The organism is Bradyrhizobium sp. PRIMUS42 (assembly GCF_023006515.1).
In the GTDB taxonomy this organism is placed as follows: domain Bacteria; phylum Pseudomonadota; class Alphaproteobacteria; order Rhizobiales; family Xanthobacteraceae; genus Bradyrhizobium.
In genome coordinates this window covers 1-9,941 of record NZ_JALBGZ010000170.1, presented here as the reverse complement: position 1 = coordinate 9,941, position 9,941 = coordinate 1, and the positions used below count along the sequence as shown (strand labels likewise).

General features: G+C 60.2%; 8 protein-coding genes and 2 tRNA genes. 2 read left to right on the top strand and 8 right to left on the bottom strand.

Going from position 1 to position 9,941, the window contains the following annotated elements; genetic code table 11:
* Both MOV75_RS15315 and MOV75_RS15310 read left to right on the top strand, forming a co-directional pair.
* On the top strand, positions 1-1,018 hold a 1,018-nt coding region (locus tag MOV75_RS15315; protein ID WP_258719592.1), incomplete at its 5' end, for a helicase-related protein.
* A gap of 1,344 nt (positions 1,019-2,362) precedes the next feature.
* Entirely contained in the window at positions 2,363-3,031 is a 669-nt protein-coding gene (locus tag MOV75_RS15310; protein WP_246926149.1) for a hypothetical protein, read from the top strand.
* 172 nt (positions 3,032-3,203) lie between these two features.
* Here the strand turns inward: MOV75_RS15310 and MOV75_RS15305 are convergent, their stop codons facing one another.
* The 8 genes from MOV75_RS15305 to MOV75_RS15270 form a co-directional block, all read right to left on the bottom strand.
* Positions 3,204-3,446, bottom strand: coding sequence for a hypothetical protein (locus tag MOV75_RS15305; RefSeq protein ID WP_246926147.1), 243 nt, complete (start codon positions 3,444-3,446; stop codon positions 3,204-3,206).
* A gap of 475 nt (positions 3,447-3,921) precedes the next feature.
* On the bottom strand, positions 3,922-4,092 hold the full coding sequence (locus tag MOV75_RS15300; RefSeq protein ID WP_246926145.1) for a hypothetical protein: 171 nt from the start codon (positions 4,090-4,092) through the stop codon (positions 3,922-3,924).
* Between the two features lie 484 nt (positions 4,093-4,576).
* On the bottom strand, positions 4,577-4,930 hold the full coding sequence (locus MOV75_RS15295; RefSeq protein ID WP_246926143.1) for a hypothetical protein: 354 nt from the start codon (positions 4,928-4,930) through the stop codon (positions 4,577-4,579).
* A gap of 344 nt (positions 4,931-5,274) precedes the next feature.
* Positions 5,275-6,675 carry an MBOAT family protein gene (locus tag MOV75_RS15290; protein ID WP_249796690.1) on the bottom strand — a complete coding sequence of 467 codons (1,401 nt, stop codon included), beginning with the start codon at positions 6,673-6,675 and terminating at the stop codon, positions 5,275-5,277.
* A 1-nt stretch (position 6,676) separates the two neighbouring features.
* The gene (locus MOV75_RS15285; protein ID WP_247006107.1) at positions 6,677-7,768 is read right to left on the bottom strand and encodes a hypothetical protein; all 1,092 of its coding nucleotides are present in this window, start codon (positions 7,766-7,768) and stop codon (positions 6,677-6,679) included.
* Between the two features lie 109 nt (positions 7,769-7,877).
* Positions 7,878-7,953: transfer RNA gene (locus MOV75_RS15280), tRNA-Lys, on the bottom strand.
* A 652-nt stretch (positions 7,954-8,605) separates the two neighbouring features.
* Positions 8,606-8,791 (bottom strand): hypothetical protein, encoded by a 186-nt coding sequence (locus tag MOV75_RS15275; protein WP_246926140.1) that lies wholly within the window; start codon positions 8,789-8,791, stop codon positions 8,606-8,608.
* A 689-nt stretch (positions 8,792-9,480) separates the two neighbouring features.
* Positions 9,481-9,556: transfer RNA gene (locus tag MOV75_RS15270), tRNA-Lys, on the bottom strand.
* Positions 9,557-9,941 lie beyond the last annotated feature (385 nt).

Sequence of the window (9,941 nt, the reverse complement as noted above, 5' to 3'; positions counted from 1 at the left end):
GGTCGCGACCCGGATCGCGCCATTGTCGGATGCGGCGATTGCCTCCGCGCTGCTGCGCGAGCAGCGCCGCCACGGCCAGAGCTTCCTGATTTGTCCGCGCATCCAGGATCTCGATCCCATGCTGGCGCGGGTGCAGGCGGCGGCGGGCGACCTTCGCATCGTCTGCCTGCACGGCAGATTGGCGGCCGACGAGATCGACGACCGCATGATGAGCTTCGTCGAGGGCAGGGCCGACGTCCTGCTCGCGACCAACATCGTCGAGAGCGGCCTCGATATTCCCCGAGCGAACACCATCGTGGTCTGCTGGCCGGAGAAGTTCGGCCTCGCCCAGCTGCATCAGCTGCGCGGGCGCGTCGGCCGTGGCGGCATCCGCGCCTTCGCCCATCTCCTGACCGAGACGCAGTCCGGGCAATCCGAGAAGCGGCTGGCGGTGCTCGAAGAGTTCAGCCGGCCCGGCGCGGGCTTTGCCATCAGCGAGCGCGACCTGGACCTGCGAGGCGCGGGCGATTTGTTTTCGGAGCAGCAATCCGGCCACGTCCAGGTGTTCGGGCCCGTGCTCTACAGCCACCTCCTGAAGATGGCTTCGGAGAAGCTCGACGAAGGGCAGGCCGTGTGGGTGCCGGACCTGAACCTGCCGGTCGCGGACATGCTGCCCGAGACCTACGTGCAGTCCGAGCCGGTGCGTCTCGAACTCTATGCGCGCGCCGCAAGATGCACTGACGAGGATGACCTCGAAGACCTCGAGGAGGAGACCTCCCGCCGCTTCGGCCCGCTGCCGAAGGTCGCGCGCGACTTCTTCGCCGCAGCCAGGCTCAGGTTCGAATGCAAGCGGCGCGGCATCATCCGTCTCGACGTCGGCCCTGAGGCGGCGGCCGCGACGTTCCTGCCGGGACGCTTGCGGAAGTCGCGGGGCAAGTCACTGCAACGCGACGGTGATCGCGTGGTCTATCACGCCAAGATGCAGGACGCGCCGTTCGAGCGGGTGGAGGAGCTGTTCGAGCTGCTGGACGAAGGGTAGAGGCTCGCGCCTTCGTCAGCACGGATACCTTCGATTGGCAGACCTGGAACTCTTGCAGCGGCGGGCTTCTGCAACCGCGAATTCATGGCGGGAACCCGGCCCCATCATTATGGTTAATGAAGCTTGGCGATGGAGATTGTCCGATGTCCCGTGCCATCCCTCCGATCATTGTCGCGATTATCGCAACCTCGTTTCTGTGGGGTCTGGCGCAAGCAGGCGGCGCAATTGCCGGGTCCGGGGGAGCGGGCATGGGGACGGGAGCGGGTAGCGCCGGCGGGTCGGCACCTTCCGGAATGGGGACGAGTGCAGGCAATGCGGGTCCCTCAGCGCCTCCAGGGATGGGGACGAAAGACACCGCCCCCGGTGGAAATCTGGGCACCGACGGCCAACCGATCAATCCGAACGTTCAGTCCGCCACGCCCGCAAGGTCGCGGGCGGCAGCCCAGGCCGCGAAAAATGCCGGGGTCGGTCACGCTCCAAATGGTCTGCCGATCGGCGCAATTGGGAGCGGCACGAGCAATGAGGATCAAATGGCCACTGTCTCCTCCCGAAACAGCTTCCGGCCGGCAACACAGGCTCAAGGAAACACCAATGTTGGTTCAGAAGGTCCGCCAGGGAGAGGCGCGAGCCTTTCGGACCGGATCAGACTGCCGCGAGCCGCACGAGCTGGGGACAAGGTGCTCGACGCCAAAGCGCAGGTCGAGCGACGAACAACTGTGTCGCCCAGACGCGTTCCGGGCCCGATACGGCCAGGTTTGTAGCCTGCGAGCGAAGGGACGAAGAGACAGGCACGGCGCAATGCGTCGTCGCCCTCGACCACGGCCCGATGCGGGACGCGCTGCTCGAACGGTGGAGGAGCTGTTCGATCTGCTGGACGAGGGTGGGGCACATCAAAACTGCGAAAACAACCCCATGCACAGTAGCTAAGTGCTGCTGGGGCAAGGCGTTTTGAATCCGGCGGGAGGGCGCGTTTGTGCCGTCGAGCAAAACAGGAGTATTCTGCCAGCTTCGGAAACTTCGTCTTTCGGAATGTTGAGCCAGCAACGGCTGCCGTAGGGTGGGCAAAGGCGCGAAGCGCCGTGCCCACGATTTTTCCGATCCGGCCACAGATGCGTGGGCACGCTTCGCTTTGGCCACCCTACGGCAGTGTCAACGTAAAGCCTCTGCTCTTCGCTCACCCCCGTAATCGGCCGGGGTGGCCCGGCCCGTCAGCCGGCCACGTCGCTAACGTGGAATTAATCCGAAAAGCCTACAATTCTAGGCAGTTGTGTATGGGTGCTGCGTAAAGGGTGCGTCGTGAGGGCGTTCCAGGGGCGGCTTCCTTTTGCTCGCTCACTGGGGTCAATGCAAATGACCACGACCTTCGAAACGGCAAGCTTCGCCGAAGAACTCGACGCTGCAGCCCTTGCCGCCGCCGCAGCAGCGCACGAACCCGCAGCCCCGGAAGCTCCAGTCTCGAGCAAGAGATCCAGCCGGAAATCGGTGCTGGCCTTCTCGGTGTGCGCCCTGGCCATCAACGGCGCGGCGGCGATCTACACGTCGCCCTCTGATTTTTCCTCGCTGAATGTCGGCCGCTTGGCTGAACTGCTTCCGCGCCTGGAAGCGTCCGTGCCAAAGCCGGATCCGGTTGTCGCTGCCTTGAGGGACATTCAGGCGGCCCAGCAGCAACACACCGCGATGCTGCAGCAGAACAATCAGGCATCGGATCAGAACTCGGTTTTGCTGCAGCAGGATTCAATGTTGCTGCTGTCGCTGCGACAGAGCATCACGGACGAACGGGTCGATGTGAAGAAGATATCTTCGCAGCTGTCCACACTGATCGCGAAGGTCGACTCGCTGCAAAATACAATGATGTCGGACGTCACGTCGTCCATTCGACGAGCGCATGCGCGCTATGGACTGCCCGCAGCGATGCGCAAACGGCTGGTTCGGGAGCCGAAGTCGGTGGGGCCTGTTTCGGTTGGCGGCGCTCCGCTGAGTGTGCCGGCTGCGGTTTCGGCGCCCGAGAGCTAGTGCGTAGGATGGGTTGAGCTCTTGCGAAACCCAAACTCCTTGCGATCGGCGTCGCTGTGATCCGCGATCGATGATCAGAGCGACCCTCAAAAGGGCCGCGGAGGGACCGACCGAGTTGCCAGCGATGGGTTTCGCAAGCGCTCAACCCATCCTACAGGCTGTCACGGTGGTCTCACTTCAAGGCGTGATCGATCTTGTGCCCCAAATGCCCGGTGTCGTGATCGCGGCGCAACTGGCTCAGCGACGTCTCGTTCAGTTGGGCCAGGACCTCGCTGAGTGGCGTCGCATCGGGATACCCGGCGGCAAAACCCTTTCCGTAGATCTTGCGCAATGTGCCGACCAGCGTGTTGCCGTGCTTCTTGCTGATACTGCCATCCTTGTCCCGGTGGCGGCCATCCAGGCCCTGTTCCTTCATGTGCCTCTCCCTTGCGGCGTCTTAAGCGCCTGGAGGGAGCCTGCTCCCAAACGGGTTGACTGGCAAATGGCATCGCGCGCGGCAGTCGAGGGCGGCCACCACGGCAGGAGCCAGCGCTTCTCTCTCGTGCTTGTGAAGCCGCAAAGGATTGTGGCGAACCGATCGGCGCATCAGATCACAGCGGGCGATTGCTCGACTGGAGCTGATGCGATGCGCTCTCTTTTTGCCACGGGTCTGTTGCTGGTGCTGTGCAGCTCCGCAAACGCCGCAACGGTGCATCACGCCCGCGCACGCCATCCTGCAGCGGAGCGGCCTCGCGCGAACACGACTCCGCCGGCGCGCTTCGCCGTCCCCGGCTGGAGCGACGATGCAACGCTGCGCTGGCTGAACAGCGCCTCGTCAAACGTCGGCCGAGGTGGATAGCGGCGGAAACAGGCGCCGGTGCTCGCTCGAATGGCGCCGAAGGATGGGGTGGCTAGGCGGCCTGCTCTTCAAACGAGGTGTAGACCCGGCCGCTGGGATCGACGACCTGAACGTCCCAGCACCCGTCCTCGATGAGCTCTTTGGCCTTCTTGAGGGCGGCGGGAAGTGTCAGCCGCTTGAGACTGACCACGCCCGCCGTGTCGAAACCGTTGATTTCAAACATGCCGCTCCTCCGGTTTTGCTGAATCCTACACGTTTCCGGTGGGTTGTCAGCGGCTTTTTGAGGGAGGGCTCTTGGAACGGCCGCAGATGCCAAGCAATGGCAGTGTGCGGCAGTTGAGTACGTAGAGCGCGCTATCACCGCAATTCCGGCCTCAAGCCAGCGGGATGGTGTCCACCCGCAGACAGGGACGGCACTGGTAGGCATGCACTGCGGGAAACGTGAAGATTGCCGGTAGCGTCGCCAGAAACGTCATCGGCCGTCTGCACTTGGAGCAGATCAGAACGGGCGGACTGTCTTCCTCTGCGCAAATCATCGCCACAATGCCCGGAGGGGGAGGGCATAATAGGCGCCTGTTGGGTGTAGTTCATCTCGGGGTGACTACTGGACTCTATCGGAATCTGGCGTGTTTTTGCGAGGAAGGGGGCGTTGGCCTCGCATCGACGAAGTCGACACCGCAGCCACAGCGCGTAGGATGGGTCGTGGTTTATTTCCCGGATTTCTTAAGAAGTCTGATGCGTTCCGTCACGGTTGCCGCCAGCTCAGGAAAAGGCAGGCAAGCTTCCGGATAGGGAGTCTTGGCTCCCAAGGTTTTGTCTTCATTAGTACCAATGAGAACTTGGAGCTTGCTGATATCGTTCGAACGCATGTGATCTTCACAAGCCGCGGCCTTAAGCGAGACTATGATGATCTTGACGTCGTCATCATGTTTGATCGTCGCGTATTTGATCCGCGACTTCTCGAATTTTTCAATGGCCGTCTTGTAATCATCCGCCTTGTACGCCTCATTACCTTCTTTCCAGAGGGCCAAACCCTCGTCCTGAATTTTGGCCGCTTTCACGGGGGCAGTGACAAAACTTGCCGGTCGACATCCGAGAGCGCAGCTCGGCGGACCATACTACGATGACCGTGCACTAAGTATACGCGGAGTCGTGCACTCATCCGAATGACCGCAGCCTGAAGAGTGATGGACGACAGGGTTGAGTGCACTGTCACCACAATGGTAGGATGGATTGAGCTTATACGAAGCGCTTTACTGGCATTCGGTCGGTCACTCCGCGGCCTTCTAAGGATTTCTTCGATAATCAATCGCGGATCGCAGTGGCGCCGTTCGCAACGATTGATGGGTTTCGCAAGAGCTCAACCCATCCTACGCGCTATTGATATGGTAGGATAGACTCGGCGCTAGAAGCGAAAATAGATGAACTCAAAGCTTTCGCTCGCGTTCAACGCGAGCACGGCGCAAGCCGCGAGAAAGCCAAGACCGACGGCGTAGACTGGTCTTGCTAGAAGTCGCGACACGAGAGTGGACGTGTTGGGAAGCACAAAGGCAAGCAGCCCGGCGAGGCTCACGATCACCGCCGAGAAGCGGAGGTCTAAGTGGGCGTCAGTGCCGTCCCGCCTTAGCCAAAGCAACGCGTCGTAGATATGCCTGGCCGCCTCGAAATGTTGCGCTCTGAAGAGCACCCAGCAGAAGACGACGAACAAAAAGGTGAGAGGTCCGCATATTAGTGCGGGCGTCGGGAGCTTTGAGCGGCGCCAGAGGGTCTCGAAGCCGAGTCCGATGCCATGCAAGGCACCCCAGGCGATGAAGGTCAGGCCGGCGCCGTGCCACAGGCCACCGAGGGTCATCGTTGCGAACAGGGCGCAAAGCTGAACCGCGGGGCCGTGCCGGTTTCCGCCGAGGGGGATATAAAGGTAGTCGCGCAGGAAACGTGACAGTGTCATGTGCCAGCGTCGCCAGAAGCCCTGGAGCGACGTTGCGCGGTAGGGCGCATCGAAGTTCTGCGGCAAGGTGATGCCGAACAGCAGAGCTGATCCGATGGCCATGTCGGTATAGCCGGAGAAATCGAAGAAGATTTGGAACGTAAAAGCGAGTGTGCCGAGCCATGCATCGACTGGCCTAACCGGCGACGAAGCAGCCATTGCAAAGACCGGATTGGCGATGGCTGCGAGTTGATCCCCCAACATGACCTTCTGACAAAGCCCGAAAATGATTAACGTCAGGCCGCAAGCCGCGCGTCGCCACTGTTCGCTGTCGTCAGGCAAAGGTGAAACATCAAAGGGCGAAGCGGCGAACTGATGCATCACCTCACGCCATCTGACCAGCGGGCCGGCAAGGACCTGAGGAAAGAAAGCGATGTAGAGACCGTACTCGATGAGCGTGTATTGCGGCGCAAGTTTTCGTCGAAGATCCGTCAGGTACATGACGTGATGAAAAGTGAAGAAGGAAATGCCAAGCGGCAGCGCGATATCGAAATGTAGCGCGCCCCACCGCATTGGCAGCAGTGCGAATAGGAAGTTAAGATACTTGAAAACCGCGAGCACGATGACGTTGGCCGAAATGGCGCCAACAACGATCCAGAGCAGCCCCGCAGAAATAAACCAGCGTGCGGCGAGCCAGTTCAGCAGGATTGACAGAACGATCAACGGAATGAAGTGCCAATCCCAATAGCCGTAAAAGGCGATCGAAATCGCAAGCAGAATGACGAGTCGGTAGCGGGGGAACCATTTTGATGCGCCGAGATACACGAGCCACGCAGCAGGAAGGAAAACTGCGAGGTAGCTAAACGAGTTGAATAGCAAGCTACGGCCCCTTCACTGCAATCGGAATTGCCCGAGCAATGTCCTCTTCGATCTGCGCGGCATAGGACCGTCGATAGTGGATGGGATCGAAAAAATTTGCAGGGTCGCTGTTTGCGGGTCGATCAGCTCCTGACCAATCGAGAATTGCGGCGTTTGGGAGGGAATTGGCTGCTTGGGCAAGCTTCAGCTTGCAGTCGCGGTCTGTTTTTTCGGCAGCGCTTCCTGGAGCAGGCGTATAGCTGATGTACCGTGGCGTCCACAAAAGGACGAAAAACGCGCGCGACGGTCGCTCGATGTGGTCTATGAGCCGTTGAACGGCCGGAAAACTGTTGGTTGGATTAGTGGATTTCTCAGGTCTAGAGCCTCCGTTTAGACGAGAGCGGACGAAGTTGACATCGTTGTAGCTCGCCTGCTCGAACGGGCCGATAAGTTTGTGGTAGCCATCGACCGCAATGTACGGACTGTAGTGCGAGGCTTTTGTGGTTTGCCGGGCCGCGAGGACAGTCTTGAACATTTCGAACGACGTGGCGCCTGCGAGGCCCCACAGATAGTGTGTCAATGAGGAATAGAGCCAAAACGGAAAGGGCCTGCGCTCGCTGTAATCAGCGTCGCACCATGTTTCTGGCAACAGCGCCACGACCACAATCCTAGCATCGTCATGATGTGCCAGAAAGAACGTCATCGTCGCGAGTGAGGCAGGCGCACCCGAGCCGGAGATGGAGAGTGTCACAAAGCGCTGTCCGGTCAGCTTGCTCAAACTCTGTGGCGTCAGAGGCATCGACGCGGAGTTGCCGATGACCACTGAGTTGAACTGAGGATCAATCGCCCGTGACACCATCGCAGGTCGTTCTTCGTCGAATCCGACGTCTTCGCTCTTGCTAAGACCTAGACGACCGAACGGATCGATCGCGACAGCGGTGCTAAATGCCCCGACAAGACCGATAGCCATCGAAACGGCGCCAACGGCAATCCAGGAGCGCCAGCGCGCGGTTCGAGAACAATCAATCAAAAGCAGCCGTGCCACACTTTGTGCGCGCATGCGCAACTTATAGCTGAATACACCAATAAGTTGTGGCGTCCAGAGGCGCGCCACCCTCGATTGTGTCTCGGCCTCCCGCTGGGAGTGCCTGAGCAGCTTCTGTTCGGGAGCTTTACATGGGGGCCGTGAGTTCAGCCGGCCCGTAACGTCTTCGTCGATTAAGTGGTGAGCGCGCTGGGGCTCGAACCCAGGACCCCGTGATTAAAAGTCACGTGCTCTACCGGCTGAGCTACGCGCTCCCATGGCCGCTGATGGCTTCCTAAGAGATCGCCATCGTGGTCGGACATCGAGAAGCATGTCTTGCCCAACGCTTAAGGGCGTCGCGAGGAAAAACCGGCTGTTTCCGGATCATGCTCTCCAATTGCGGCGACAGTGAACTAAATATGCAGCCGCGCACTCATCCGAATGACCGCAACCGGCAAGGGGGGTGAACGTGACGGGGTTTAGTGCACTGTCACCGTAGTCGTAATAGCAAAAAGCCAATCTCTGGTTCGCTCCACGGGGAATCGGCGACTTGCATCGGGCAAATGCCGCCTGATTAATCATTAAAATATTAAAATAGAATTAAATAAATTAAATGATGGACGGGATTGAAATTTGGATTAGGATGAGAACACTTGGCGCCGGACGAACGCGTCAAGGACCTCCTAGAAGCGGCCCCATCATCCTGCCCCTGCTTACGCCACCAAGGATGTAAGGGCCGCTTCTTTGGCAAATTGTGAGGCGAATCATGCAGTTCTTGTCACTAGGTGATTTGTTTCTCATCTCCGCAGCAACGGGTACGCTCCTACTGGTTGAGATCGGAGTTTTGATCATTGTGGGCGTGATCTGAGCCGGACGTTCTTCGGTCAATTTCAATTCAGCGCTCCCCGGGGCTGGCCTTTTTCATGCCTATATCGCAAGCTGCGGGTTGCCTCGATCGAAGTCAGGCCGGAGGTCGGCGCCGCGGCCGCCGCAACCTGCGCAGACGAAGCGCGGCTCGATATCAGACAGCCGCACCTCGTCCTGCCATCGATGGGCTTCTAGCGCTGTGTGATGGCCGCAGTGGCAATAGACCAGCACGCCGCGAACGCTCATGCCGGGCATCTCCCCGAAGGTGATCTTCACTGGTTGGCCGTCTGCGTGCGTAGGCGTGCGGCTTGATCTGCCGCGGCATGCCGCCATCAAAGCGAATCGCAAGTACCTCGCAAATTATCGAGACCTATTGGCGCGGAGCGAGCGCGAACTACTGCCCGTCGTGGATGTGGAGAACTAAGCACGCGGCTTCTTTGCCGCGCAGAACGTCGCAACGGGACTACGGTGACAGTGCCCCCTCATGCAGTCGTCCGGACAGTGCCGCGGCGAAGCAAGAACTTCGAGCTTCAGGGTTGGGTGCACTCACCGTATTCTACTCCGTGATCCCGGCCGCGTTTGAGGACGGCTCCGGCACCAGGGGCGACAACGTCAGCCGTGGCCTTTGGGACGGAGCAGCCTCGCGGACGACGTGGATTTTTACTCCCGCAAGGGACTTTCCGGCGCTCTAATGCAGGACGCGCGAGGCTTCGGCGGCCTGGACCCTTTCTTTCAGGTCTTCGAGCTCATTGATCGCGTCCAGCAATCTGACCAGCTTGCGCGCGATATGCTTCAAACTGGGCCTTGGGCGTCGGGGAACAGGAACTCGTTGTGCCATCGGTGCACGCCTCCATGCTTGAGAGGTCTCTCTGGCAAGAGGCGCGCCAAGGCGCCCGGGAGCGCGGAAACGGTCTTCAAGTAATTGATCCGGCTTTTGGTGAGCGCGCTGGGGCTCGAACCCAGGACCCCGTGATTAAAAGTCACGTGCTCTACCGGCTGAGCTACGCGCTCCCATGGCCGCTGATGGCTTGAAGAGATCGCCATCGTGTTCGGACATTCGAGAAGCATGTCTTGCCGCAACGCTAAAGGGCGTCGCGAGGAAAAACCGGCTGTTTCCGGATCATGCTCTCGGCCTGCGCTGTGTAGGGGGAGTGGCTGCGCAGGTCAATAGTGCGGGGCGCTGCCGAAAGTCTCGGCAGCAGCGGGGATTTGCTCGCGGTCTCCACGCCTTAGGCCGGAATTCTCAACCCGATTGGCGGGCCGCCATCCCCGTCGAAGAGCACGTGACTTTTGATCACGAGGCCCCAACTGGATGGGCGCCCGTCAGTTCGTCTCCCGCCGCACCTCGTTCGGCACCGGCTGCGCGGAACCGCCCGGGTGGGGCAGCGCGACCGGG

Coding starts and splice junctions, on each gene's coding strand:
- MOV75_RS15310 (WP_246926149.1), top strand. CDS start 2,363: ATGCAAATGACCACGACCTTCGAAACGGCAAGCTTCGCCGAAGAACTC.
- MOV75_RS15305 (WP_246926147.1), bottom strand. CDS start 3,446: ATGAAGGAACAGGGCCTGGATGGCCGCCACCGGGACAAGGATGGCAGT.
- MOV75_RS15275 (WP_246926140.1), bottom strand. CDS start 8,791: ATGAGCGTTCGCGGCGTGCTGGTCTATTGCCACTGCGGCCATCACACA.
- MOV75_RS15300 (WP_246926145.1), bottom strand. CDS start 4,092: ATGTTTGAAATCAACGGTTTCGACACGGCGGGCGTGGTCAGTCTCAAG.